Origin of the sequence: Litoribacillus peritrichatus, from assembly GCF_039537985.1 — a bacterium.
Lineage (GTDB): Bacteria > Pseudomonadota > Gammaproteobacteria > Pseudomonadales > Litoribrevibacteraceae > Litoribacillus > Litoribacillus peritrichatus.
In genome coordinates this window covers 400,478-426,031 of record NZ_BAABBN010000004.1, presented here as the reverse complement: position 1 = coordinate 426,031, position 25,554 = coordinate 400,478, and the positions used below count along the sequence as shown (strand labels likewise).

The window sequence follows — 25,554 nt, the reverse complement described above, 5'->3', positions numbered from 1 at the left end:
CAACCCTTTTCTTTCGTTATTATTCAGCGTTTGGCAGTGCTAGGTATAAACCATCCTGCCCGACTAAAACAATGCCACCATTATCTGATTCGGTAACACCTACTAATGAACTTCTGTCCTTTCGCACAGTAGCAGAGAAGTTACGACCCGAATCGTAGCTCTTTAAAACGATACCGTTATTGCCCACAATCATGATGGTTCCGTCTTTGAAGGCATTGCCGGAGTTCAACGTTTGCTCAGTATTAACTTCCACTTGTTCCCAGGAATCACCAAAATCTGACGTCCGGAAAACATGGCCTCGCAAACCGTAAATCAACATACCGTTCAGTTGTCTTGTGGAAACAGCACCAAATAAAGAACCGTCATAAGGAGATTCTAATGTTTCCCAACTGTTGCCATTGTCTGTGGAGCGCATAATAATGCCCGCCTCACCCACAATCACAAGATGACCAGGCTGAATTTCTTTAATTGCGTTTAAATGAAAGCGATCCGGATTTTCCAAAAGTCCGGCCGTATTATTCCAGGTTTCCCCACCATCCGTTGTCCGGAACATTTGTCCATACGCACCAACGATAAAGCCCGTATTTTCGTCTTGAAACCACACATCTAAGAAAGGTTTGGTAGAACCGCCTTCAATATCAAACTGGGCATCTTCCATAGAGAAAGTGGCTTCTTCCAGTTGAAATTCAAGATCTTCCATCTCTTCTTCTGAAGCGGATTCTAATTTTTGTTCAAGCTCAGCAACCTTCTCCTGCCGTTGAACTAACGTCTGTTCGTTAGCCTTAAACCCATCAAATTGACGCGTCCAGCTTTGACCTCCGTCCGTAGACTTTAGAACGATGCCGTCGTGCCCGACAGCCCAACCCGTTTTATCATTCACAAAATAGATGGAAATGATATTTACAATCACAGGTACTTCCGATTGAACCCAACTCTTACCATCATCATCAGAGTAAAGAACGTGGCCTCTTTCTCCAGCGGCAACCAATCGACCATTCTTGAGTTTCTGCACATCTAACAACAAAGATTCAGCAGCTTTTGCAGATTTAGTCGCGGAAGTTTCCAATACATCGGAAAATGAAAAGACTGGTTGGCTCAGAGCGAAGGAACTTGCCGCCACCAAAGGCACGAGCAAGGACTTAAACACTCGGTTTTTTACAGTTTTGACCATAAAAGGGCTCATAATAGACAGTTTTATAAACTCAGTTACAACAAGAGTAGCCTAGCTGGCTACTCTTGCATTTTATTAACCTTAATTCAGTCGAAATCCAATTATCGCGTACCACGTCGTCTCAAAGACGAAGGCTTGAAGTAACGACTTTTAGGAATCGGCTGACTAAAGTCAGTCGTTGCGGACTCTTCAGAATCCATACTCTGAACTGCGTATCTACGTGCTTGTAAGTCATGGAACACATCCAGTGACGTCCAAGTAGACGGCAACTCATAGAAGTTCTTTAAATACGCCATAGAAACACGCCAAAGTTCACCACGACCATCGTACTGATCAATCGTTGCAGCACTCCAGCTGTCTTCTTCAATGTACATTACTCGCTTGGAGTAAATATGACGCTTTCCTTTTTTCAACGTACCTTCCACTACGTGCACACGGTGCTTTTCGTAGCGAGCAAACTTAGGGTTAATGTGACCAGCCCACAGTAAGTCTTTGTACTTAGTCGCCGGGTCACTGATCATATAATTGTTATATGGAATCAACTTCTCTTCAGTACCAACGTATTTCCATTCAAAGCGATCCGGTGAACCATTGATCATATCGGTATCATCCGCAGTACGTAGCCCATCCATCGCGGCAATCGGCGTATCGTATGCCAACGTAGGTGCACGACGAACACGTCGCTGACCAGCGTTGTAACCCCAAGCCTTACGAGGTTTTTTCACCTGATCCAAGGTTTCATGAACCAAAACTGCACCACCTGCCAGTCTCGGCGGTGCTTTTACAAACGACAAATAATAAAACAGCATGTTATCCAACGATTTAGCAGATCCTTTCGGATTGTAAAAGTTGAAATACGCTTCTTGCTGCGATGTCACTAAATTGTAATCACCATTTCGCTGAACAGCCGTTTCTGACGCTCGACGAACCAAATAAACACCACGCCAGCGAGTAACGTGGTTCCAGTACATTTCCAAGCCGTCTTTGGACGTTTGAGCGGCCAGTGGAAAAGGAATACCACCGTAGGCTTTCTTAACGCCATTGCCTTTATTTGCTAACTCCGCTGTGGTCGCGTTATCGAAGGTATTTTTATATACCCAATCCGGCGCAGCGTGCGTTCTTCGAGATTGATACACAGGCACCCGGTAAGTTTCAGGATAGGCAGCAAACAATGCTTTTTGGCCTTCCGTCAAAATATCTGCGTACTTCTCCATATTCTGCGAAGTCACGGTATATAAAACTTCGTCCTCAGGAAACGGGTTAGGATGGTGCTGACCCGGCTCCTGATACTCTGGTGGTGGCGTTGTCAGCCCACCAGTCCACTCAGGGATACTTCCGTCACTGTTACCAGCACGAACGGCCCCAAATGGAGTCAAATCTGTTTTTAACCTAGCTGCTTCCGAAGAAGAAACTTTAGCATTCGCAATAGGCACCACTAAAGCTAAGCTAGTGAGGGCTATTAGTGTTTTACGTAGCGTCGACATACAAACTTTACCTGACCATTTTATTAGATTTCTTTTGGCAGAACTTTCCACTGTTCCTGAGCCTTCCTGGCCTTTTGGAACTTACATTACACTATTCTTTTGTTATTTAGCGAGATCACCTCCGCACAAAATAAGTTATTGATACGCTCAAGTTAACCTTTTGATACAAAAGGCAACAAAAATCACCCCAACAAATATTCATAATCTTCTAGCGAATTCAGCCAATTAAACCAGGCTTTTATTCACAACTTCGTAAAGATCTTTGGACAACTCTTTACCCGCTAACTGCGTCAGAACCGCTTTCATTTTTTGACCACGTGCGTCGTCGTAACTCTGCCATTTTACCAATGGCCCAACCAGACGCGCTGCAATTTGAGGATTCAGAGCATCCAGTGTTTCCACCTGCATACCTAAGAAATGATAGCCACTGCCATCCTCTGCGTGAAATCCTTCAATATTGCCCATCGCAAATGCACCAATCACCGCCCGGACTTTATTCGGGTTTTGATATTCAAACAGTCGATGATTCAATAACGCCGACACACGATCCAGCGCTTTGTCATCGGTTCTTACCATCTGCACCCGGAACCACTGCTCCAGAACCTGAGCATCGCTTTCCCATTGATCCAGAAAGCGATCCAACGCATCCTGATACACTTGTTCAGACCCATACTTAACTAACAACCGAAGCGCAGCCAACTGATCCGTCATATTATTAGCTTGCGTAAACTGAGCTGAAGCCCGTTCGATATACTGATCGCCGTCAGACAAAATCAATAATTCAAGCAGTTCATTTTTAAGTTTACGAATACCAACACTTTCAGAGTCAAAACGATAGACTTCTGTAACAGGCAGAGTTTGATATAAAGAAGTCAACGTTGCCGAAAGTGCAGCGGCCAAACGACTCATCAAGCGCTTACGACTGGCAGCAACCGCCAGAATGTCTACTTTTGGTGAAAGCTGCAATAATTCAACTTCCGCTGGTAACTTTAACAACTCGGCTTTAACTGCATTTTCAACCTTCTTATCCACTAGCAATTGCTTTAGAGCGCTTTCCAAAGCACTGAATAAAGCATCGTCAACGGAATCAGTCACCCCCTGAAGAATCATCTTCTTATAAATAATCTGGCACTGCTCCCAGCGATTGAAACCGTTTGAATCCGAACCGATCAACAAAACCCGTTCTTGATCAGACAAATCATCCATCAACAAAACCGGGGCCGAAAAATCCCTAAGTAAAGAAACCACAGGCATCGTTTCAAGATTACTAAACGTAATACTCTGCTCTTCTTGTGTCACCAACCAAACCTGATTGTCTGAACTATAACTTGCATCATAGGTGATTTCTTGTAAAGCCCTTCCTTGATCATCAATCAGACCCAGCTGAACCGGAATCACAAACGGCTCTTTAGGTGAGTGATCTGCAGAAGGTGGCGTATGTTGTTTGGCCGAAATGGTTAGTGTCTTTTCAGACTCATTAAACTCACGAGAGATTGACAACCTGGGAGTGCCCGCCTGACTGTGCCAACGCTTAAACTGAGTCAGATCCTGACCACTGACCTGCTCCATCGCCCATACAAAATCATCTGTTGTCGCGGCCTGGCCATCAAAAGTATCAAAGTAGAGATCACTGCCTTTTCGGAACAGTTGCTCCCCTAACATGGTTCGTAACATTCGAACCACTTCCGAGCCCTTTTCATAGATGGTCACGGTATAAAAGTTCGAAATTTCCATGTATGACGAAGGGCGTACTGCATGAGCCATCGGCCCTGCGTCTTCAGGGAACTGGTGCTGTCTCAGAAAGCTCACGTCTTCAAGACGCTTAACCGCTCGGCTGCCCATGTCTGCAGAGAACTCAGCATCCCGAAACACAGTAAACCCTTCTTTCAGACTTAACTGGAACCAATCTCGACAAGTTACACGATTACCGGACCAGTTATGAAAATACTCATGGCCAACAATGCCTTCAATTCTGGCAAAAGCCTCGTCCGTCGCCGTTTCCGGTGTTGCCAAGACACAAGACGAGTTGAAGATATTCAGTCCTTTATTTTCCATGGCCCCCATATTGAAGTGATCGACCGCAACGATCATAAAAAGATCCAGATCATATTCCCGACCATAAACCTCTTCATCCCACTTCATGGACCTTTTAAGAGACTCCAACGCATGCTCACACTTGTGTTCATTCTCTTGTTCCACATACATTTTCAGCGCGATATTACGACCGGACTGAGTGATAAATGCATCTTCCTGACATACAAGATCACCGGCCACCAGCGCAAATAAATAAGAAGGCTTAGGGAACGGGTCGTGCCATTCTGCAATCACTCGGCCATTCTCAATGGTTTGACTGACCAGGTTTCCGTTGGATAACGCTACCGGATACTGTTCAACATCGGCATTAATGCGTGTGGTAAAAACAGAGAGGACATCCGGGCGGTCCTGAAAGTACGTAATTCGCCTAAACCCTTCCGCCTCACATTGGGTACAGTACATTCCGCCTGAAATATACAGGCCTTCGAGAGCGGTATTTTTATCTGGGTATATCCGCGTCGTACACTCCAGTACAAAGGCGTCTTTATCCACGTTTATGGATAACGTTTCTGAATTCAAGACATAATCAGAATCCGTCAATACTTTCCCATCAATACTAACGGACAGCAGTTCAAGCTCACTGCCGTTTAAGATGAGAGTATTCGAATCTGAGTTACTTTTTTCGTTTCTGACAATCGTCAATCTCGAATGCACTAAGGTATATTCCGACTGCAATTCAAAATCTAAAAAAGTTTCTTTTGTAACGTAAGGTGTTGGAGCATAGTCTTCCAACAAAATGGCTGTGGCAGGCGCCTGAGACATGTAGCCTTCTCCGAGATAATCCCCTTTCCGGGGATATAGCATTTTTTAAAAATCTATTATTGTTTTAATGTTCGTAATTGTTTACTTATCTAAAACTTCGACCGCGATTTGATAACCTGTAAACCGTCGTAAATTGATTACACCAGAATCAAAAATTAAATATTGGCCCTTAATTCCTTCCAGTTTACCTTCAACAATGGGGTCTTTATCAAAATTAAAGGAAGAAATTTTCTCCAGGTAATTTCTCACAGGATATGAAATATTCACCGTATCAGCATGCAACAAAGGCTGCATACTGTTCAAGCCATAACGATCCGTCAGAGACTTAATTTCTTCTTTTGTTTCTTCAAATAAGCGATCACGGATGATCGTTAAGTCTAAAACCTCAGGTTCGCCCTTCAACATGGTTCGCCAGTTAGTTTTATCTGCGACGTGCTGTTTCATGACGACTTCAATTAAGCCAGACATATGCCGATTATTTGTACGATAAATCGCCAATGCCTGACAAGCCCCCTGATCAATCCATCGGGTTGGAACCTGTGTTCCTCGGGTAATCCCTACTTTAATCCCTGATGAATTAGCAAGATACACGTAATGCGATTGCATGCAAAAGCGATCACCCCATTCTGGCTCCCGACATGTATTCTGATCAAAGTGGCATTTCTCAGGCGACATGATACAACTGTCACATGCAGCCTTGGTGGTAAAACAACGATAACAGTACCCTTGACTGAAGCTCTTATTCGTTAGTGAGCCACAAGAAATACAGTTTATTGACCCCTTATAGGTAAGCTTTAGGTTCGAGCCAATCAGGCGGTTCACCGAAACATCACCCAAAGAATACTGGACAGGTTCAGCCAAACGAACCCGCATTTTAGAGACAGAACCTTCAAAAACAACACCAGCTTCAGGCGGCGTTGTTATTTTAGTTACGGCTTCAGGTACTTCAGAAGCGTCTGAAACGGATTGATCCGTTTCGAATAAATCACTTTGCATGAGAATAACAACCTAACTATGAATCAATGCAACTGCTGGACAGCAATAGAACGTTTAAGCTGCTCTTCCTCTTTTGCTCTCTTACGCTTATGCGCGGGCATGCTCTCACGGCTGATATGACCAATGCGATCTGCATCAGGCAAATCGTTGGAAGACTCATAATGCATGATGGCCTGGAGACATAAGCCCACTTGTTCTTCAGTTAATTTTTGACCGGTAGGCCATTTCCCAAGCTCTACTGCTGTCTTCAGATTTTGATAAATTTCAGGATTAATGGATTTAATCAGATCGTCTAAAGTCATCACTTGCGTCCAACTTAAAAATTTAAAGTGTCACATTGTATTAGTCACTGACTAAGAAAGCTAATTTCTGGCGGGTCTGAAAATAAAAGCCGATAAGAAAGCCAGGATCACGCCGGAAAATAATCCGGCCGTATGAGCAGCATTGGCAATTTTGCCCATTCCCAAAGCTTCGGTGAATTGAGTGTACCCCAACACCAACCAAATCAGCATAAACACAACAATACCTGTCGGCAGTTGATAACGGGCTTGAGGCATCAATTTATCAAAAACAACCATATATCCTAGCAAGGCATAGATCACCCCGGACATGCCTCCGAACAACACAGAACCGACATAGTATTGAGCCAAATTTGAAATGACAGCGGAGCTAATGATTACCGTGAGTAGCCTGGACTTACCATCCAGTAATTCTATCTTACGACCAAACTCCCAAAGCCATAGCATATTAAAAAGGATATGCATGAAACTTAGATGCAAGAGCGCAGGAGTAAACAGTCGCCAAATCTGGCCTTCTGACAGTGCATAATCAAGCGTAGCCGCGTACAAGCGATCACCCCGAACTTCAATGGGCACTATCGAGAAGTACGACAAAACCGGAATATTGGCACCAAGCCCGGTAACAATAGAAACAATGACGCAAGCAACAATGAAAACCCAAGTTAACCTTGCATAAGAAAGCGAGGCAACAATGGGAGACGGCTCCTGACTGACAGAAGTATCCGAAGAGGCATTATTTAGGAGAGAAACAGCCAAGGGTAAGTCTTGTTCACGAACCAACCATATTTCAGAAAGCACACCCGTTGTACTTTCTTCAGCCGGGCGTTCAACCACTTGATGCGGAATTTTTGCCTTCCACAAACGAGCACTCAGTTCCGCAACTGCCTCAGGAGATTGAACTTCACCCAACTTAAACACGACTTAGGTCTTCTAACCCATTACTGTCATCTAACGGAAACTCAGTTGGCGTTACATCAATAAAGACGTACTTCGAGTCGCTGAGTTGCTCTTCCCCGTCAAACCGGTAAGCCACCAGCTTGCCGTATTTGACCGCACTGTAATCCAGACAAGCCAAGTTTGGTTTGATGCACTCCGGTTTACCGATTCGCCAGTAATGGCCAAAAAACAACGGCGGCGCATCATCGGCGTAACTCAACAGTTTATCCCGGTCCTCATCGGTCAGTTGTTTTTGAGCAATTTCATCCGGTAAAGGATCGGGCTGAAAAACAATGTCCTGGTAAATATCCGGCTCATCCGTCCAAAACTTAGTTCTGAAAAACTGCCTCACGTAACCATCTTTGCCTTCAATGGCCATTCCGTTGGGCAACTTCAAATTGGTTCCCCGCAATAAGCGATCCATGATCTGGAACTCAAATGAATCAAGATCCGAAGAGGCAATGAGAAACTCAAGATCAATCGTATTAGTGTTTCGGCGAGCTTTGAATTCTTCAATCAGCTCCTCATCCCAACAAGCATGGACCACTCTGAATCCCGGTAATTCAAGAAACACAGGAATGGTCAAAAACCAGCTGATCAGATACTGCCATTCATCCTGATAGTCAGCGAACTGATCCAAGGTTTCCCGCATGATTCGGGTATGACGATGATTGTGCTCACGAAGATATTCTTGGCTACCTTCTTCACCCACAACGGTCATATAAGCGATGGCGTTATATTCGTGATTCCCCATCGTAATATGAGCATTGCCGGCTTTAACCATATCATGCACCAACCACGCGGCCTGCCTGATGTGCGGCCCGCGATCAATGATGTCTCCAACAAAGACAGCTTTTCGGTCCGGATGACCATAAACACCGTCTACCTTGCTGTAACCAAGCTTTATCAGCAAACGTTCCAGAGCTTCTGAACATCCGTGAATATCACCAATAATGTCATAGCCTTTCAAGGTTTGGTTGTTGCTCATTACTGCAAGCCTCTTTGAGTCTGCCAACCCAATTTATCGCGACATGTCTGATAAAAATCATGATCCAAAGGATGAATCAACTTCAGCTTTTGAGGTTTCTTATGAATATAAATGGTATCACCAGGAGCCAAAGTAAAAGACTCCTGACCATCGCAACTGATATGCGGATAGGTTTTATTGTTTTCAGAAACAATCAATTTAATTTCGCTGTTACCATCCACCACAATCGGCCGAGAGCTCAATGTGTGAGGAAACATAGGCACCAATACAATGGCATCAAGTTTCGGATGCATGATTGGACCACCACCGGATAACGAGTAGGCCGTAGATCCCGTTGGCGTGGACACAATCAAACCGTCAGATTTTTGAACGTATACAAATTTGCCTTCGATATATAAGTCAAACTCAATCATGGTGGTCGCTTTACCTGGATGTAAAACAACATCATTCAGACTTGAAAGCGTTGCAACCGGTTGCCCGCCTCGTCTCACCTGAGCATCCAACAAAAAGCGGCTTTCAGTGATGTATCTGCCCTCAAGCACTTCGGTAATTTTTTCTTCCATGTGTTCATCTGGGCTAATGTCGGTCAAAAACCCAAGTTTACCTCGGTTGATGCCCAACACCGGCACACCGTACTTGGCCAATTTACGTGCACCACCGAGCAGGCTACCATCGCCTCCCACAACAATCACCAGGTCACACATTTCTCCCAATAGCTGGGATCGCCCCACTTGACGGTTATGGCCGGGAATTACTTCTGCAATTCGATCTTCCAGGATCACATTCATGGCCTGATCATCAAAAAACTTCATCAAACGACGAATTGTTTCTACCACTTTTGCACTGCCGATACGGCCAATAATTCCGATATTTCTAAATTGATCCATGATGATTTAGCTAGCTTCTGTTCAGATTTACATTAATTTTTGTCTATCTGGCATGCTACTCTTTTATACTGACTTCAACAACCGACAGACACCGTCAATACCACTCTTTTGGCTGATAACAATTTGTTTACTCTGAATTTTTCGCACCAATATGTAGCCGATCTTTGCTGGCTGATTGAACAACCCAGCTTGATAAGTCCTTGTTACTTTAATAACACTTTAGCCAATCTTTATGAAAAAGGGATTGCATCAACACCATGCCTGCCATCTCAGGCACATCCTGAATGCTGGCAAACCCGAATGGACAAACTGAACCGAGCCCCGGAAAAACTGATTCAGTTCGTGGAAGAAAAAGCGTCTAAACGCGTCGGCTTTTATTTTGAATCGCTGCTGAGTTATGTTCTGAACACCTACCCTGAGTTCGATGTTATTGCAGAGCACCTGCAAGTTCACCATGAGGGGAAAACGCTAGGAGAAATCGACTTTATCTATCGAGACATGAACACCAACGAAGTCGTTCACCTTGAAGTAGCAGTGAAATTCTATTTAGGGTCGGAAGCCTGGATGAACCAAACGCTACCATTGCGCCACTGGCTAGGTCCGATGATTAACGACCGGCTTGATTTAAAAACGTCGCACTTAACCAACCATCAATCCCAAATTTCTCATTCACCGGTTTTTCAGGATTACGCCCAAACCAACAAGTTGCCAATACCCACTCATCAATCTGTATTACTGGTCGGCTACTTATTCAGAAACCCCAACCAACATCTGAGCCTACCCTCAGGAAGCGCCAAAGAACAAGACCATCGTTGGTTCACCCTATCTTCAGCCAACGAACAACTTAACAAGCAACACAGCTACATCATCCTGAATAAGCCCTATTGGTTAAGTAAACACCACCAGAAAGACAACAACTTACTTTTTGACCAAGCCAGCCTTTTCAATGAAGTCAAAAAAATCATGTCGAAGTGGCACCGGCCAGTGTTGATTGCATCCATAGATAACCAATCAGACGATGGATCTTTACACCACTATACAGAAGACAGCCGGTTTTTTATCGTTCCCGACAATTGGGGAGGACTTTCAAAACCCAGCCAACCATGAAGGCCTCCCGTATGAACAAATAAAAGGTTACTCTGTGGCCTAAACTGGCCAACCTCACAAAGATGCTTGAGATAATAAACCAGCTTTCCGGTATAAACCGGGTCCAACAGAATGGAACTTTGCGTATGAAACTCTGAAATGAATTCGGCCAACCCTTCTGTTAGTCGTCCATAAGCCGGTAAATAGCCAGACTCATGCAGCTGGTAGGGATAATTCACATCCCCCAAATACCCCTCCAACTCTGGTTTCATCCAACTCTGCCAACCCGGCTTGTCTGGCTTTGGAAACATGGACACCCCATGCACTTTGGGCCTGAAGTTCAACAGCCCTCGATTATGTGCATCATGCAAACCACGAATGATTCCGGAACAAGTGGCGCTGGTTCCACAAGCGACAAAAACATCATTAAAACAAATACCTTGCCGGGCAATATGCTCACCGATCGCTTCACACCCCAAAACCCCGTTTTGATTACTGCCACCTTCAGGTATTAAAAAATATTCTCCAAATTCGGATTGGTAATACGCCAGCTGATCTTGATGATATTTGTTTCTGTACGCGGATCTCGATACAAAACAAAACTTCATCCCGGCTTTCGATGCTTGCTCAAGCATTTGATTAGCGTTCGGGTTTAACTCCTCGCCACGAATCACACCCACTGAATTCAAGCCCTGCCTGGCACACTCATGCGCAGTAGAAAAAATATGGTTTGAAAAAGCGCCTCCAAACGTGAGCACCTGCGAGATACCCTTTGATTTTGCCTCTGCAATATTATGAGCCAACTTAAACCACTTATTCCCAGAGACAGCCAAGTCTGTCAGGTCTAAGCGAAGACAAAATAAATTTACTTTGGCCTGTTCAGACCACTCAGTTTGAAGTCGCTCGACAGGAAGATTCAACTGCGATGTATCGAGAGTAAACGAAGCGATAAACATACCCCAACAAAAAAAAGCCTCTGGACAAAGAATTGTACCAAAGGCTTTACAAAAACAAATCTAAGATTTTTTACAGAAAAACTAACTCACCTTTTTCGGAGGCGTAGTGATCGGAGTGACCTTCGGCATGTTCGCCTCTTCATAAACCCTTAACTTTTGATTCATAACCGAACAAGCTCGCTTCAATTGCACCAACTGCTGAGTAAGAAGATAATTCTCTGCTTTGGTCTGAATAAGCTCCATTTGCTCGGTATTGCCTTCGCCTGTGGAAAGGTCCGCTAAGTTTCCAACGGCTCTCAAGTCTTCAAGGTGCTCCTTAATGACTTCCGGATCATCAACACCTAACAAGCGCGCTATCAAAGCCACCGCGTTGGTCATTTGCTCATCCTGCTTCAGATATTTTACTTTCAGCTGTTCAAACTTCTGAGCAAACAAACGCTTTTTCTCATTAAACTGAATCTGATCATGCCTGCGAGCACGGGTCAGTTCATTTACCTTATCATCACACTCGTTCGTCAGTGCTTCTATTCTGAAGCGCTGATTTTTAATGACCTCTGCCAGTTTATCTCTTCTGTTCTTTGCGTCTTCATCTTCGTTGACCACCACAGGGATATCAATGCAGCCGGATAAAGAAGCCTGAGACACAGCCAACTGATCATTAATATTCAATTTATTCTGCTGAATCGCGCTTTTCAGAATCTGGAAATGATTCATGCCGGGTTGAATGGAAGGGTCCCAAAACTCTTCTCTTAACTCCACCTGAGGGCAACGAGTCCGACACACTAAATGCACTGGCCCTGCACCTAAATCCGGCCCCATGCCCGCCTGACCCATTAAGCGCCTCAAAGGCAAGCACCATGAACGATCTGCATAGCCAAAGTCATCAAAATCCAAATAAAAGAAAATGACCCCCGCTATGGTTAAATTAGGATTAACCCGAACGTAACATCCCTTTACACGCTCATCAGCGTAACCCGGAAAATTAGATACATGATCCAATATTCCTTCGAATTCTGAATACAGCATCTGCTCGACCACTTGAGCCCCTTTAAAAAGGAGAACCGCTTCGACCGTTGGTAAGTTATCATTCGCAGAGTTCATGAAAAAAACCTCAAACTTAATTTCAACCTGATAACCGACAGTCTAGTGTTTCTTAAAAAACTATCTGTGATCCAGTTAGCAGGAACATATTAGCTCACTCGTCGTGACGAAAGTTTACAAAGCAAAATAGACTATTACGAGATAAAGCGACTCAATAAACCAAAAAGAAAAGGCCAAAAGCGTTCAACTCTCTTGGCCCAAAAAGAAGACTACAACCTGTTCGCGAGCGCCTAAATTTCGGCCGCCAAACGCGCCCCTTGATTTATTGCACGCTTGGCATCCAACTCTGAAGCCACATCCGCCCCACCAATAAGGTGCACCATCTGCCCTGCGGTTTCTAAAGACGATTGAAGCTCTCTTAAAGGCTCCTGACCTGCACATAAAACAATATGATCCACATCCAAGGTAACCGGCTCACCATCCACCAACAAGTGCAAACCGTTATCATCTATTTTCTGATAGTCCGCCTTATTGATCATTTTCACCCCTTTTTTCTTAAGCCCCGTGCGATGAACCCAACCGGACGTTTTTCCCAAGTTCTGACCGACTTTTGATGACTTACGCTGAATAAGATAGATTTCTCGCGCCGAAGGCGCCACTTCAGGAGAAATAACACCGCCTCGGTGCTCTACCGTCAGATCAACCCCCCACTCTTTCATAAAAGCATCAATGTTTAAACTTAACGACTTTCCTTGATGCGCCAAAAATTCGGCTGCATCAAAACCGATTCCACCTGCGCCTATGATGGCTACTTTTTTCCCAATTTCTCGCCGCTCAAGAAGTGCATCCAAATACGTTACAACCTTCGGATGATCAATTCCGTCAATGGAAGGTGTTCTTGGAGAAATACCGGTTGCAAGTACCACTTCATCAAAGCGCTCAGCAACAAGCTCTTCAGCCGAAACCCTCTTACCGAGCACCAACCTGACTCCGGTTTTTTCGATTAAGTTCTTAAAGTATCTTAACGTCTCATAAAACTCTTCTTTTCCGGGTATGCGTTTCGCCACATTAAACTGGCCTCCAATTTCCTGATGATCATCATATACAGTCACAGAGTGACCCCGGCTGGCAGCCACCGTCGAGAACGACAACCCTGCCGGGCCAGCCCCAACAACCGCTATTTTTTTCTGATGCAATGCAGGCAAATACACGAGTTCTGTTTCATGACACGCCCTGGGATTTACAAGACACGAAGTCAACTTCATATTAAAAGTGTGGTCGAGGCAGGCCTGATTACACCCAATACAGGTATTAATTTCATCTGCCTTGCCCTCAGATGCTTTCTGAACAAAATCAGGATCAGCCAAGAATGGTCTGGCCATAGAGACCATATCAGCATGCCCTTCCTCCAGCAGCTGCTCAGCCACCTCAGGCGTATTAATCCGGTTAGTCGTAATCAAAGGTATCTTAACCGCGCCTTTCAGTTGACGAGTCACTTGGGTGAATGCCGCCCTTGGTACTTTGGTTACTATGGTAGGAACTCTCGCCTCATGCCAACCAATGCCTGTATTAATAATACTTGCACCGCACCGCTCAATCTCCTTGGCCAAAGTCACGACTTCAGCCCAACTGCTGCCTTTTTCAATTAAGTCCAGCATGGAGAGCCGATAAATAATAATGAAATCAGACCCAACCTTTTCTCGAACTCGGCGAACAATTTCCTTCGCTAAGCGAATACGATTTTCATAACTGCCGCCCCATTTATCGGTACGCTGATTGGTGTGCTCTACAATGAACTGATTAATGAAATACCCTTCGGAGCCCATGATCTCGACCCCATCGTAACCGGCATATTGAGCAAGGCCAGCGCAATGGACGAACGCCTCTATCTGCTCTTCAATCTCATCATCGGTTAATTCATGTGGCTTAAATGGATTGATGGGTGCCTGAATCGCCGAGGGAGCGACTAACTTCGGGTTATATGCGTACCGGCCTGCATGCAGAATCTGCATACAAATCTTTCCACCTGCCTCATGCACGGCTTTGGTCACTTCTTTATGCCTATCGGCTTCTTCCACCGTGTCCATTTTAGCGCCACCTTGGTAGACCGCGCCTTCTGCGTTAGGACCAATGCCTCCTGTAACAATCAAGCCAACACCACCTTTGGCCCGCTCTACATAAAATGCAGCCATACGCTCAAAGCCGTTTTTTGCTTCCTCCAACCCAGTATGCATAGACCCCATTAATACTCGGTTTTTTAAGGTCGTAAACCCCAAATCCAAAGGCTCTAGCATTTTAGGATATTTGACTTCACCAGACATAGCACACTCCAATCCGTCATCTAAGATTTTCCACAGAACTTACTTGAATCTAGACAGGGAAACGCCGACCTTCAATGCGAATAAGGGGCTATCGCCTAACGACAGACAAAAGGAGCAAAATTGACCACAAATTAGCTGACCTGCACTAATTAAAAGCAAAACTATCAGACTGGATGAGCCGAAAAGCCCGGAAAAAGAACACGTATCAACAGGAATAAGTAAAGAAGGGGGTTTAGTTTAAACTTCCAGCCACTTCAACCAGAAACATCGTACTCTGGATTGGCTGGACAGTAAAAACTAAATTTCAAGGTAAAACATAGGCTTACATTTCTACACCGTCATCATAGTAGTCATCATCGTCGTACCAGATTTCAATGTTTTCATCCGTCATTTCCATAATAGAATCCTCATGTTCAAATTTAAGACACATAAAGAAATACAAGTTATGTGCCAAGACAACAAGAAGATTAAGACAAATATATGACAGAAAGATTTCAGAAAAGATTTTTTTGAATAAAACAAGGAAAGAAATGGCGGAACAGACGGGACTCGAACCCGCGACCCCCGGCGTGACAGGCCGGTATTCTAACCAACTGAACTACTGCTCCGCATTAATACACGCCTAAGCGTGTCGAGTAACAATTTGAACTATCGCCATTTTAGTGGTGGGTGGTACAGGGCTTGAACCTGTGACCCTCGCCTTGTAAGGGCGATGCTCTCCCAACTGAGCTAACCACCCAGCAAAATGGCGGAACAGACGGGACTCGAACCCGCGACCCCCGGCGTGACAGGCCGGTATTCTAACCAACTGAACTACTGCTCCACTTCAAATTGTCGATATATGTGCCATTTAATTGGTGGGTGGTACAGGGCTTGAACCTGTGACCCTCGCCTTGTAAGGGCGATGCTCTCCCAACTGAGCTAACCACCCCAGTAAAATGGCGGAACAGACGGGACTCGAACCCGCGACCCCCGGCGTGACAGGCCGGTATTCTAACCAACTGAACTACTGCTCCACAGCATATATCTCACGAAACTTGGTGGGTGGTACAGGGCTTGAACCTGTGACCCTCGCCTTGTAAGGGCGATGCTCTCCCAACTGAGCTAACCACCCGAAATCTAAGAACTTTCTTAAATCCGTTCCGTCGTTTCGTGGTGCAGCATTATACAGAGGGGCTTACCCTATGCAAGCCATTTTTTACTTTTTTTTATAATATTGTCATATTGCTTAAAAATCACCCAAAAAACATTGATTTTGTACAAAAACAGATCAGATATCGAGATTAGGATAAACTAACACCCCATAACTTCTTTCTTCAGCGCATCAAAAAATTTATAGAAGTAAATTTAATTTTAAGACTAGAAACATACGTTTTTCTTACATCGCACTCATATTTTTGATCAAGGGGCCGATAAACCAGACTGAAAGTTCAGGATGAGCACTGATTTTAACAATTTAATAAGAAAACCAACTTGTTAACTTATGGTTACTTTTCACACAAAGCAGTAACCAAGCAATATATTTCTTTAAAGAAACTACTGAAATACATCAACATACAAAAAAGTATAAGGCAGCTAGAATTTTAGAATTACGAGGAGTTATGTAAAAAATGATGGATAAGAACTTTGACCACTGCATCAACATAGCCTTTATCGCAGAAGAAGATAAAGACTACGCTGCGGCATTGAGCTATTTAATAAAGGCACTGAAAGTCGCAAGAACCCCTACAGAAAACAACCAATGCCAAGATGCAATTAACATTTGTCTCAACGAGCTTGAAAGCAGCTGCTCGCACGATGAAGACCTTCTGGTGCTAAGAGACCACTGCCTTAACTTATCAGCGAGTTACCTGAGTTAAAAAAGCCGGTGTTTTTGGGTCTATAAACTGAAGGGATTGTTTTAATTTATTTGTTTTGGCATCAAACCAAAAGTAATTCTTATCCTCCCAATACAGCTTCTTACTTGAGAAGACTTCAACATAACGTTTGGTTAACACCTTCTCCCCCATAATATCCAGCACCTCTTCCCCGTCAAAGAAAAATTTCGAGCGTATGGGCGTCGCAAAAAAATTGCCTGGCTGCAAATCCACTTCATAATAATAGTCGTAGTCCCAAGCTTTACCCTGCTCGATTTGAGTGATGGGATCAGGTGCTCGAGACTCTAACCCCACTCTATTGATGGGAAGATTCACCGTTTTGACAATTCTGCCATTTCTGGTTACGTAAAGTGTGTAATCGGCTGCAATCCAATGAATATCATTATTTACGGTTTTGGAGTGGACGACCAACGATTTAGGGCCCATTCCAATTTTAAGAATCATCGTAGCGTATGGGATGCTTTCTATGTATTCCCGATCAAATTTTGCATCCGGATGTCCATAAAAAGCGACCTCTAAAGACTTTCCGACCACGCCCATCGCAGAATTTTGAGTACAGCCCGTCAACATTACGAACATACAAAGAAAAAAAGTAGGCCAACCGATGTTCCTTAGCAACCCACTTCCTTTTCGTGACTTAGCTTCAATCCGACAGCTGGACGACCTGAAGATTGGTCTGAACCCATTTATCCGAGATTCCAGAGATTTCTGCCAGTTGATGCACTTCCGAAAAACCACCATTCTCTTCACGATACTGAATTATCCTTTCAGCAAGCACTGGCCCAATACCTTTCAGTGACTCAAGCTCTTCCTTGCTCGCATTATTAATATTAACAGGCTCAATAGCCCATAAACTCAATGAAAAAAGTAAAACCCAACAGCCTACAATTAATTTCTTCATGTTTACCTCCTGTAAAATGTCACAAAAATTTAACAAGAGGTAATGAGGTCATCCAATAAACGTATAACAAATATGAGAAAAAGCCTCAAATATAGGAGTTATCACTTACTGGATACCACAAAAAATCATGAACTAAGCGTTTATCTCATCAATAATCTTTTGTAGCGCTGCAACCGGGTCTTCTGCCTGCGTAATGGGCCGTCCGACCACTAAGTAATCACTGCCATCTCGAATCGCGTCTTTTGGCGTGACAATGCGCTTCTGATCATCACTGGACGCTCCGGATGGTCGAATCCCTGGCGTCACAAGCTTAAACGACGGATCAACCAATGATCTTAACACCGGAGCTTCTTGCGCAGAACAAACCACACCATCAAACCCACTCTTCTGTGTTAACAAGGCCAATCGTTTTACTTGCTCCACAGGAGGAACATCCAAACCGATACCAGCCAAGTCACTTTGCTGCATACTGGTTAATACCGTTACCGCAATTAAAAGAGGTTTCTCTACGCCTTTTTGATCCAGTAACTCTACGGTTCTTTCCATCATCGCCTGACCGCCAGAAGCATGCACGTTCACCATCCACACGCCCATTTCTGCCGCCGCGAGAATCGCATGCGCTACCGTATTGGGAATATCATGAAACTTAAGGTCAAGGAAAACATCAAAACCTCGCTGATGTAAACTCTCTACAACTGAAGGCCCGCACCGTGTAAATAGTTCTTTACCCACTTTGACCCGACAAAGCGATGGGTCCAGACGACTCGCCATAGTCAAAGCTTCAGCCTGAGTCGGGTAGTCAAGAGCAACTACAACACGTTTATTCATATCACCATTTTCCTATATTATTCCGCATTGAGGCCGTAAATCGGCCTTATGGATTCCCAAGCTCTGCAGCCCGGACATTGCCAATACATCTTCATGGTTTGATAACCACATTTCTGACACTGATACTTCATATCATGATCAATTATCTGATCACATAACCCCCGGAACATCTTGACCGTTGAGGTATCTTCCCAATGCCCTGTTTGCAGGTGCAAGTCTACCAATTGAACCAAACCAGGAATAGAGGGATGTGTTTGTAAATAATCAGATAAAAACACTTTGGCCGAATCAACCCCTTCTTCATGCATCAAAATAGAAAAGATTTCTTTTACCAAAGAAAAGGAAGGGTGAATTTGAAACCACTCGTTCAACAAAGAATGATAGTTCAGCCCCCATACTCCATGCTCAAAGCAACGGCGAGCAACAGGTAACACAACTGGAATCATACTCTGATCCAAAGCCACGACTTTTTTAAGTCGCTTGATGGCCTTTCGATATGCTTTATCAGCTAAATGCGCTTCAGCAAAATGATAGTTCAGCATGACACTGTCTGCCCTATGCCGTTCAGCCAACGTCAAATACCTGAAGCCTGTGTCAGGCTGCCTGACGAACAACTCACAGGCAGCACCCACCACACGAGCCTTTGCGGACTCAGTGAGGAATTTCAGAGTGGGAGTAATCTCAATAATTTGGTCCCATTCTTTTTGATCTTCCCAAATAGAAAAAAGCAGGTCAGTCGCTTTACCGGAAGACTTTGAATGAACCAGATCCAAAAGCAGCTGCTCGGCTCTATCATGCAAGCCTGCACTGTAATAATTCTGTGCCAGTTCAATATGAATTCGGTCAATCGTTGCTTCTGTCAGGTTAGGGCGGGCCAATAGTCGTTGATGAATGGTAATTGCCCGGTCTAACTCCCCTTGTTTACGAAACAGTTTGGCCAAAATAATTTGCAAATCAATTGACTCGGAATCTTCTTCCAACATACTGACAAAATAATGAATGGCTTGGTCGGGCTGTTCATTAATTAAATAATTTAAGCCTTTGAATAAGCGGGAAGAACTTTGAGGGGGTGACGAATCGGGGATAAAATAGAGGGCCTGTGACCGACCAATAAACCAGCCGATTCCAAGTAGTAAGATTACTGCCAGAAAAATCAGCCAGTCAGGCATTGAAACTCCGGATTATTCTTTTATTCCTAACAATCTCAGTTTATCTCTTTCTTTTTCCACCTGCTTTAGCTGGCGTTTCACCAGAGCCAACTTAGACTGAAGAGCAATAACGCGGATTACCGTAGCAAATGCTCCCGTCAATAGTCCTACAGCAAAAACAAAAAGAGAAAGGAGCGGCACACTGATGTTCGGCAATTGCCACTTATAAAAGTTAATATCTACCAGGGTTGGGTTATCGATTACAAACAAAGCTCCTGTAATGGCGACAACAGACATAACAACAATAAAAAAGAGAAGTTTAAGCAGTCTCATTAAAGTTTCTTTTCTTCCAGCATGCCTTCATTCACCTGATCACGAAGATCTTTACCCGGTTTAAAGTGCGGCACATACTTACCTGTTAATTCAACAGGTTCGCCCGTTTTAGGATTTCTGCCTTTACGAGGCTCTCTAAAGTGCAGTGAGAAACTGCCGAAGCCCCGAATTTCAATTCTTTCTCCATTTGCCAATGTTTGAGCCATGTGCTCGATAATCGTTTTCACCGCAAGCTCAACATCTTTTACCGACAAATGACTCTGACGAGCAGCAATCCGTTCTATCAACTCTGATTTGGTCATTCCGGCCTACGCCTCTTTCTGATTATTTTTTATCAACTTAGCACAAAAACTTAATATGAAAAAGTAAAGTTGCAATCAAAATCAAAGATTTACAACAAGATTTGTGTCACAAAGTCGAGATTCAAGCCAGTATCTTGACTCAACCTTGACACGAGTTCCTATCGAACAAACGTTCACTGCACCATAGTAATTTTCGAACAAGATAAACCGGCATCCCCGTTGTCATGCAACACTGATTTCAATTCCTAAGAATATCCTTCAGTTACCTAAGTGTAAAAATGCCCGCAACGTAAACGCTAAATGCAATAAAGTTCATATAAAGAAGAATTTCTGAAATGCTGAAACTGTATTCACAACTCAATGGAGCTTTTAAGTGTTTACCGAACTATTGAGTAATTTTATTTCTGCCAGAATTTTTGGATTCATACAAAAGTTCATCGGCTCGATTTACCAATTGCTCTACCGGCTCTCCAACACGACTTTCAGCGACACCACCACTGATGGTCACTCTAAGCCCTTCATAGCCCGTATCTGCCTGAGCTATATTCTCTCGTATTCTTTCTGCTAAAGCGTAAGTATTTTCAATGGTGGTTTCCTGACAAATCACCATAAATTCCTCACCACCGTAGCGACCGGCAATGTCTGTTTTACGAACGGTATCCTTAATGATCTGAGACACTTTTTTGAGTACCTGATCACCCACCTGATGCCCCCAGTTGTCATTCACCGACTTAAAGTGATCAACATCAAACATGATCACCGACAAGCTGGTTCCGTAGCGGACGCCTATTTCCTGGCAATGCGTCAGTCGCTCAAACATATGGCCGTGATTGAACAGACCAGTCAGATCATCATGAATGGCTTTATTTTCGAGTTCTATATTTTTTCTCTCAAGCTCTTCAACAAGGTGCTTCATTCGAACTTGAGTTTTCACTCGCACCAACAGCTCAACGTTAATAAAAGGTTTACTGACAAAATCCACTGCGCCCGCCTCAAAACCAGCCACAAGGTCTTCAGAGGTATTTCTGGCCGTGAGAAATATGACGGGAATGTTCTCAATTTCTGGGATATTCTTCATCCGACGGCAAGATTCATAGCCATCCATTTCAGGCATCATGACATCGAGTAAAATCAAATCCGGTTTTACTTTCTGTGCGACATCAATAGCCTGCAACCCGTTAGTTGCCACCGCTACCCTATACCCTTGAGCAGACAAAACTTCACCCAGAATTTGTAGGTTCTGCGCTATGTCATCCACAATTAGAATAGTTTCTTTCGCCATAGAATTTTCTGACTGTTTTCTTTCAGCTTAGCTGAAACTTTCAAATAAGGAAAAACAATATAAAAGAGCCACATAGAAGCGACTCTTTTATCAAAAGATAGCTTATTGCGGCATGGACAACGGCTTTTTGGATAAAATCACGCCGTTATTATCAGCATAGACGTACATCCCTGGTTTTACAGTCAAACCGGCAAAGGTCACATCCACATTCAGATCCCCCAAACCACGCTTATCCGTTTTGCGAGGATGAGTATTCAGAGCCTGTACACCTAAATCCAGCTCCATTATGGCATCCACATCGCGGATACAACCAAAGATCACCAAACCTGCCCAGCCATTTTCTACCGCTTTTTCGGCCAACATGTCACCTAACAGAGCTGCTCTCATAGAGCCACCGCCATCAACAACCATCACACGGCCTTCGCCTGGCAAGCCGACCTGTTCCTTCACAATCGAGTTGTCTTCAAAACATTTAACCGTTACGACTTCTCCACCGAACGAGGAGCGACCACCAAAGTTATTAAAAATAGGCTCAAACACTTCCACTTCCGGATATTCATCACATAAGTCCGGGGTAATATATTCCATAACTAGCACTCCAAGGGTTAAGAAAAGCCTTTGTACTCTGCAACAACCGAACCTTCATCAAAGATGCAACCCGATGAAGGATCTATTCGACGTCATGACAGTACAAAACACTCTAAGAATTTATTAAGTCGGCAATCATATCAGAAGAAATAACATTGGTTCGAGCGTTGCCTAAGCCTTTTCCTGTTGTGGCCACCAAACACATTGCCTTAGCCAAGTCCTCACAATCAGTTGGCTTGTATTTTTTAAGCACTTTAAACGAAAACAACGGGTTAACCAACTTGCTTAAAGTACTGGAGAAGTCTTCTTTAAAACGTTTTTCTTTTCTGTCACCCACCAACAATGACGGTCTGAAAATAGTTAACCGCTCAATATCAAGAACTTTAAGGTCTACCTCAAGCTGCCCTTTAACAGATAAGTAGAAAGACAACGAATCTGGCTGAGCACCCAAACTGGAAATAATTAAAAAGTGGTCGGCCTTTCGGGCAAACATATTTACCAGCTTCAACGGTAAATAGTAATCAACCTTTTTGAACATGTCTTTACTGCCCGCTTTGGCTAAAGTCGTACCTAAACAAAAGAAAACGTCCATCTCATTGGGCAGCAGAGAAATAGTTTCATTATTAATCGCATCCAAGGGCTGTTCAAACACCTCTAGCTTTGCATGCTCAGTCAAAATAGGACTTCGGGTAAACGCATAGACCCGCAGATAATGAGGTGACAGCAGCAATTCATTCAACAAAGCTGAGCCCGTCAGCCCCGTGGCACCAAAAATCACTGCACATTTTTGAGTCATCAGTTCAAGTCCTTTTAGTCGATCCCAAAATTAAAAAAGGAGGCTTAGCCTCCCTTATATTTATATAACCCAAACTTACTTATCTGCAAGAAAGAACCAAGTATCCAGCACAGAATCAGGGTTTAACGAAACACTCTCAATACCCTGCTCCACCAACCAAGCCGCTAAATCAGGGTGATCTGACGGGCCTTGCCCACAGATGCCGATATACTTGCCTTGTTTGCGACACGCTTGTATTGCCATCGACAACAATGCTTTCACCGCCTCATTACGTTCATCAAACAAGTGCGCGATAACGCCCGAATCCCTGTCCAGACCCAGTGTCAATTGGGTTAAATCATTCGAACCGATTGAGAAACCATCAAAATACTCAAGGAACTGATCTGCCAACAATGCATTGGCAGGTAATTCACACATCATGATCAATCTGAGGCCGTTCTCGCCGCGTTTAAGACCATTTTCAGCCAATAGCTCAACCACCTGCTCAGCTTCACCGACAGTTCTGACAAACGGCACCATGATTTCAACATTAGTAAAGCCCATTTCATCACGGACTTTCTTCAATGCTCGACACTCTAATTTAAAGCAATCCTGGAAAGTCTCTGAGATATAACGTGAAGCCCCCCGGAAACCAAGCATTGGATTTTCTTCGCCCGGCTCGTAGATGCGTCCGCCAATTAAATTCGCATACTCATTAGACTTAAAGTCAGATAGACGAACAATCACTTTCTTCGGCGAAAACGCTGCGGCTAAGGTTGAAATTCCCTCAACCAACTTTTCAACATAGAAATCAACCGGGTTTGAGTAGCCAGCCATACGCCGCTCAACAATGCGCTTGATATCATCCGGTAAAATATCAAAATTCAACAACGCTTTAGGGTGAACACCAATCATTCGGTTAATAATAAATTCTAATCGGGCTAAACCCACCCCTTCATTGGGCAGCGAATGAAAATCAAAAGCACGATCCGGGTTTCCGACATTCATCATAATTTTGAACGGTATTTCAGGCATACTGCCGACACTGTCGGTTTTCTTTTCAAAATCCAGCATACCTTCATAAATCAGACCAGTATCACCTTCTGCGCAAGACACCGTGACCTGTTTCGCTGAAGCCAAACGCTCAGTTGCATCACCACACCCCACCACAGCCGGAATACCTAATTCACGGGCAATGATTGCCGCATGACAAGTTCTGCCCCCGCGATTAGTGACAATAGCCGAGGCTCTTTTCATCACCGGCTCCCAATCCGGATCGGTAATATCCGTGACTAAAACATCGCCTGTTTGAACCTTATCAAGCTCGGAAACATCCTGAACTATACGGACTTGCCCCGAGCCAATTTTATGACCGATGCTGCGGCCTTCGGCAATCACAGTACCGGTTTCATTCAATAAAAAACGTTCAATTTGAGTCGCTGTGGTTCTGCTTTTAACAGTTTCAGGGCGAGCCTGTACGATGTACAACTTACCATCGTCACCATCTTTCGCCCACTCAATGTCCATCGGACGCTGATAATGCTCTTCAATGATGACCGCCTGTTTAGCAAGCTCTGTCACTTCCTCATCCGTAATTGAAAGACTCTGTCGCAATGTCTTTTCAACCGGAACAGTCTCAACCGTTTTACCTACATCGGTGGAAGTACCGTAAATCATTTTTACGGCTTTAGAACCCATATTTCTTCTTAAAATGGCCGGACGACCAGCGAGCAGTGTTGGCTTATGCACATAAAACTCATCCGGGTTGACTGCCCCCTGTACCACCGTTTCTCCTAAACCGTAAGAAGAGGTAATAAATACAGCGTCCCTAAAGCCTGATTCTGTATCTAAGGTAAACATAACACCGCTGCTCGCCGTTTCACTGCGAACCATTCTTTGAATCCCTGCAGATAAGGAAACCTGATCATGATCAAACCCATAATGTGAACGGTATGAAATCGCACGATCATTAAATAAAGAAGCAAATACCTGTTTTATGGACAGAAGGACATTGTCTACGCCCTTAATATTCAGGAAAGTTTCTTGCTGGCCTGCAAACGAAGCATCCGGCAAGTCCTCCGCCGTCGCAGAGGAACGAACAGCCACTGCAATATTGTGACCTTCCGACAAAGTTTCAAACGAGGCTCTTATGTCATTTTCAAACGCCTCAGAGAAGCGAGCATTCAAAATTAAGTTTCGGATTTGAGAGCCTACATCGCTTAATCGATTCACATCGGACACATCCAACTCAGCCAACAAAGCATTGATGTCTTCAGCCAAGCCATTGGAGTGAATAAATTCTTGATAAGCACTAGAAGTAGTAGCAAAACCATTTGGAACTGAAACGCCAGCATCGCTTAAGTGGCTGATCATTTCTCCTAAGGATGCATTTTTGCCTCCTACAGACTCGATATCTGTTAATCCTAATTTATCGAACCAAATAATATTCTTGCTCAATTTTCTCTCCTTCTAAAAGGCTAACCCCATCGGTAGAAGCCC

Annotated in this window: 23 protein-coding genes and 6 tRNA genes; 2 read left to right on the top strand and 27 right to left on the bottom strand. The window is 44.0% G+C overall.

Features of this window, described 5'->3' with window-relative positions:
- Window positions 1–19 precede the first annotated feature (19 nt).
- The 8 genes from ABD744_RS03100 to ABD744_RS03065 form a co-directional block, all read right to left on the bottom strand.
- A complete protein-coding gene (locus ABD744_RS03100) occupies window positions 20–1,171 on the bottom strand; it encodes a WD40/YVTN/BNR-like repeat-containing protein (protein ID WP_344795344.1) in 1,152 nt (383 codons plus the stop codon).
- A gap of 101 nt (window positions 1,172–1,272) precedes the next feature.
- Window positions 1,273–2,655 carry a DUF1329 domain-containing protein gene (locus ABD744_RS03095; RefSeq protein WP_344795342.1) on the bottom strand — a complete coding sequence of 461 codons (1,383 nt, stop codon included), beginning with the start codon at window positions 2,653–2,655 and terminating at the stop codon, window positions 1,273–1,275.
- 225 nt (window positions 2,656–2,880) lie between these two features.
- Window positions 2,881–5,511 (bottom strand): aminopeptidase N, encoded by a 2,631-nt coding sequence (gene pepN / locus ABD744_RS03090; RefSeq protein WP_344795340.1) that lies wholly within the window; start codon window positions 5,509–5,511, stop codon window positions 2,881–2,883.
- 81 nt (window positions 5,512–5,592) lie between these two features.
- Window positions 5,593–6,507, bottom strand: coding sequence for a DUF2797 domain-containing protein (locus ABD744_RS03085; protein WP_344795338.1), 915 nt, complete (start codon window positions 6,505–6,507; stop codon window positions 5,593–5,595).
- Between the two features lie 23 nt (window positions 6,508–6,530).
- Window positions 6,531–6,809, bottom strand: coding sequence for a YeaC family protein (locus ABD744_RS03080; protein ID WP_344795336.1), 279 nt, complete (start codon window positions 6,807–6,809; stop codon window positions 6,531–6,533).
- Between the two features lie 60 nt (window positions 6,810–6,869).
- Window positions 6,870–7,724, bottom strand: coding sequence for a rhomboid family intramembrane serine protease (locus ABD744_RS03075; protein ID WP_344795334.1), 855 nt, complete (start codon window positions 7,722–7,724; stop codon window positions 6,870–6,872).
- Window positions 7,717–8,730 carry a metallophosphoesterase gene (locus ABD744_RS03070; RefSeq protein ID WP_344795331.1) on the bottom strand — a complete coding sequence of 338 codons (1,014 nt, stop codon included), beginning with the start codon at window positions 8,728–8,730 and terminating at the stop codon, window positions 7,717–7,719. Before ABD744_RS03070 ends, ABD744_RS03075 begins: the two co-directional genes overlap by 8 nt.
- Entirely contained in the window at window positions 8,730–9,617 is an 888-nt protein-coding gene (locus ABD744_RS03065; RefSeq protein ID WP_344795329.1) for an NAD(+) kinase, read from the bottom strand. The genes ABD744_RS03070 and ABD744_RS03065 overlap by 1 nt, the downstream gene beginning before the upstream one ends.
- Before the next feature lie 108 nt (window positions 9,618–9,725).
- Here ABD744_RS03065 and ABD744_RS03060 point away from each other — a divergent pair, with 108 nt between their 5' ends.
- The gene (locus ABD744_RS03060) at window positions 9,726–10,724 is read left to right on the top strand and encodes a DUF1853 family protein (RefSeq protein ID WP_344795327.1); all 999 of its coding nucleotides are present in this window, start codon (window positions 9,726–9,728) and stop codon (window positions 10,722–10,724) included.
- Here the strand turns inward: ABD744_RS03060 and ABD744_RS03055 are convergent.
- From ABD744_RS03055 to ABD744_RS03015, 9 genes are all read right to left on the bottom strand, one after another.
- Complete coding sequence (locus ABD744_RS03055; RefSeq protein ID WP_344795325.1) at window positions 10,652–11,659, bottom strand: 1-aminocyclopropane-1-carboxylate deaminase/D-cysteine desulfhydrase; 1,008 nt, start codon at window positions 11,657–11,659, stop codon at window positions 10,652–10,654. The two genes, ABD744_RS03060 and ABD744_RS03055, sit on opposite strands and share 73 nt — an antisense overlap.
- Window positions 11,660–11,740: 81 nt before the next feature.
- On the bottom strand, window positions 11,741–12,760 hold the full coding sequence (locus ABD744_RS03050) for a hypothetical protein (RefSeq protein WP_344795321.1): 1,020 nt from the start codon (window positions 12,758–12,760) through the stop codon (window positions 11,741–11,743).
- 230 nt (window positions 12,761–12,990) lie between these two features.
- Window positions 12,991–15,021 carry an oxidoreductase gene (locus ABD744_RS03045; RefSeq protein ID WP_344795319.1) on the bottom strand — a complete coding sequence of 677 codons (2,031 nt, stop codon included), beginning with the start codon at window positions 15,019–15,021 and terminating at the stop codon, window positions 12,991–12,993.
- A gap of 531 nt (window positions 15,022–15,552) precedes the next feature.
- A tRNA-Asp gene (locus tag ABD744_RS03040) sits at window positions 15,553–15,629 on the bottom strand.
- A 55-nt stretch (window positions 15,630–15,684) separates the two neighbouring features.
- Window positions 15,685–15,760: transfer RNA gene (locus ABD744_RS03035), tRNA-Val, on the bottom strand.
- A 7-nt stretch (window positions 15,761–15,767) separates the two neighbouring features.
- Window positions 15,768–15,844: transfer RNA gene (locus tag ABD744_RS03030), tRNA-Asp, on the bottom strand.
- 32 nt (window positions 15,845–15,876) lie between these two features.
- Window positions 15,877–15,952: transfer RNA gene (locus tag ABD744_RS03025), tRNA-Val, on the bottom strand.
- An 8-nt stretch (window positions 15,953–15,960) separates the two neighbouring features.
- Window positions 15,961–16,037: transfer RNA gene (locus tag ABD744_RS03020), tRNA-Asp, on the bottom strand.
- 22 nt (window positions 16,038–16,059) lie between these two features.
- A tRNA-Val gene (locus ABD744_RS03015) sits at window positions 16,060–16,135 on the bottom strand.
- Between the two features lie 496 nt (window positions 16,136–16,631).
- Here ABD744_RS03015 and ABD744_RS03010 point away from each other — a divergent pair.
- Window positions 16,632–16,880, top strand: a complete 249-nt coding sequence (locus tag ABD744_RS03010) for a hypothetical protein (RefSeq protein ID WP_344795317.1) — start codon at window positions 16,632–16,634, stop codon at window positions 16,878–16,880.
- Here ABD744_RS03010 and ABD744_RS03005 read toward each other — a convergent pair.
- The 10 genes from ABD744_RS03005 to ppsA all read right to left on the bottom strand — a co-directional run bounded on the left by ABD744_RS03005 (window position 16,860) and on the right by ppsA (window position 25,512).
- Window positions 16,860–17,516 (bottom strand): YjbF family lipoprotein, encoded by a 657-nt coding sequence (locus ABD744_RS03005; RefSeq protein WP_344795315.1) that lies wholly within the window; start codon window positions 17,514–17,516, stop codon window positions 16,860–16,862. The genes ABD744_RS03010 and ABD744_RS03005 overlap by 21 nt on opposite strands.
- A 25-nt stretch (window positions 17,517–17,541) precedes the next feature.
- Window positions 17,542–17,799, bottom strand: a complete 258-nt coding sequence (locus tag ABD744_RS03000) for a ComEA family DNA-binding protein (protein WP_344795313.1) — start codon at window positions 17,797–17,799, stop codon at window positions 17,542–17,544.
- A gap of 132 nt (window positions 17,800–17,931) precedes the next feature.
- Complete coding sequence (gene pyrF / locus ABD744_RS02995; RefSeq protein WP_344795311.1) at window positions 17,932–18,627, bottom strand: orotidine-5'-phosphate decarboxylase; 696 nt, start codon at window positions 18,625–18,627, stop codon at window positions 17,932–17,934.
- Window positions 18,628–18,644: 17 nt separating this feature from the next.
- On the bottom strand, window positions 18,645–19,796 hold the full coding sequence (locus ABD744_RS02990) for a tetratricopeptide repeat protein (RefSeq protein ID WP_344795309.1): 1,152 nt from the start codon (window positions 19,794–19,796) through the stop codon (window positions 18,645–18,647).
- 12 nt (window positions 19,797–19,808) lie between these two features.
- Window positions 19,809–20,108, bottom strand: coding sequence for a LapA family protein (locus ABD744_RS02985; RefSeq protein WP_344795307.1), 300 nt, complete (start codon window positions 20,106–20,108; stop codon window positions 19,809–19,811).
- On the bottom strand, window positions 20,108–20,410 hold the full coding sequence (gene ihfB, locus ABD744_RS02980; protein WP_344795305.1) for an integration host factor subunit beta: 303 nt from the start codon (window positions 20,408–20,410) through the stop codon (window positions 20,108–20,110). Before ihfB ends, ABD744_RS02985 begins: the two co-directional genes overlap by 1 nt.
- A gap of 385 nt (window positions 20,411–20,795) precedes the next feature.
- Window positions 20,796–21,692, bottom strand: coding sequence for a diguanylate cyclase (locus ABD744_RS02975; RefSeq protein ID WP_344795303.1), 897 nt, complete (start codon window positions 21,690–21,692; stop codon window positions 20,796–20,798).
- A gap of 102 nt (window positions 21,693–21,794) precedes the next feature.
- Window positions 21,795–22,280 (bottom strand): ribonuclease E activity regulator RraA, encoded by a 486-nt coding sequence (gene rraA / locus ABD744_RS02970; RefSeq protein WP_344795301.1) that lies wholly within the window; start codon window positions 22,278–22,280, stop codon window positions 21,795–21,797.
- 112 nt (window positions 22,281–22,392) lie between these two features.
- A complete protein-coding gene (locus tag ABD744_RS02965) occupies window positions 22,393–23,076 on the bottom strand; it encodes a Rossmann-fold NAD(P)-binding domain-containing protein (protein ID WP_344795297.1) in 684 nt (227 codons plus the stop codon).
- Window positions 23,077–23,151: 75 nt separating this feature from the next.
- Entirely contained in the window at window positions 23,152–25,512 is a 2,361-nt protein-coding gene (gene ppsA / locus ABD744_RS02960; protein ID WP_344795295.1) for a phosphoenolpyruvate synthase, read from the bottom strand.
- Between the last annotated feature and the right edge of the window lie 42 nt (window positions 25,513–25,554).

What these genes read in the sequence shown, in the direction of transcription:
- ABD744_RS03100 (WP_344795344.1), bottom strand. Translation starts at nt 1,171, where the DNA reads ATGGTCAAAACTGTAAAAAACCGAGTGTTTAAGTCCTTGCTCGTGCCT.
- ABD744_RS03095 (WP_344795342.1), bottom strand. Translation starts at nt 2,655, where the DNA reads ATGTCGACGCTACGTAAAACACTAATAGCCCTCACTAGCTTAGCTTTA.
- pepN (WP_344795340.1), bottom strand. Translation starts at nt 5,511, where the DNA reads ATGTCTCAGGCGCCTGCCACAGCCATTTTGTTGGAAGACTATGCTCCA.
- ABD744_RS03085 (WP_344795338.1), bottom strand. Translation starts at nt 6,507, where the DNA reads ATGCAAAGTGATTTATTCGAAACGGATCAATCCGTTTCAGACGCTTCT.
- ABD744_RS03080 (WP_344795336.1), bottom strand. Translation starts at nt 6,809, where the DNA reads ATGACTTTAGACGATCTGATTAAATCCATTAATCCTGAAATTTATCAA.
- ABD744_RS03070 (WP_344795331.1), bottom strand. Translation starts at nt 8,730, where the DNA reads ATGAGCAACAACCAAACCTTGAAAGGCTATGACATTATTGGTGATATT.
- ABD744_RS03065 (WP_344795329.1), bottom strand. Translation starts at nt 9,617, where the DNA reads ATGGATCAATTTAGAAATATCGGAATTATTGGCCGTATCGGCAGTGCA.
- ABD744_RS03055 (WP_344795325.1), bottom strand. Translation starts at nt 11,659, where the DNA reads ATGTTTATCGCTTCGTTTACTCTCGATACATCGCAGTTGAATCTTCCT.
- ABD744_RS03050 (WP_344795321.1), bottom strand. Translation starts at nt 12,760, where the DNA reads ATGAACTCTGCGAATGATAACTTACCAACGGTCGAAGCGGTTCTCCTT.
- ABD744_RS03045 (WP_344795319.1), bottom strand. Translation starts at nt 15,021, where the DNA reads ATGTCTGGTGAAGTCAAATATCCTAAAATGCTAGAGCCTTTGGATTTG.
- ABD744_RS03010 (WP_344795317.1), top strand. Translation starts at nt 16,632, where the DNA reads ATGATGGATAAGAACTTTGACCACTGCATCAACATAGCCTTTATCGCA.
- ABD744_RS03000 (WP_344795313.1), bottom strand. Translation starts at nt 17,799, where the DNA reads ATGAAGAAATTAATTGTAGGCTGTTGGGTTTTACTTTTTTCATTGAGT.
- pyrF (WP_344795311.1), bottom strand. Translation starts at nt 18,627, where the DNA reads ATGAATAAACGTGTTGTAGTTGCTCTTGACTACCCGACTCAGGCTGAA.
- ABD744_RS02990 (WP_344795309.1), bottom strand. Translation starts at nt 19,796, where the DNA reads ATGCCTGACTGGCTGATTTTTCTGGCAGTAATCTTACTACTTGGAATC.
- ABD744_RS02985 (WP_344795307.1), bottom strand. Translation starts at nt 20,108, where the DNA reads ATGAGACTGCTTAAACTTCTCTTTTTTATTGTTGTTATGTCTGTTGTC.
- ihfB (WP_344795305.1), bottom strand. Translation starts at nt 20,410, where the DNA reads ATGACCAAATCAGAGTTGATAGAACGGATTGCTGCTCGTCAGAGTCAT.
- ABD744_RS02975 (WP_344795303.1), bottom strand. Translation starts at nt 21,692, where the DNA reads ATGGCGAAAGAAACTATTCTAATTGTGGATGACATAGCGCAGAACCTA.
- rraA (WP_344795301.1), bottom strand. Translation starts at nt 22,280, where the DNA reads ATGGAATATATTACCCCGGACTTATGTGATGAATATCCGGAAGTGGAA.
- ABD744_RS02965 (WP_344795297.1), bottom strand. Translation starts at nt 23,076, where the DNA reads ATGACTCAAAAATGTGCAGTGATTTTTGGTGCCACGGGGCTGACGGGC.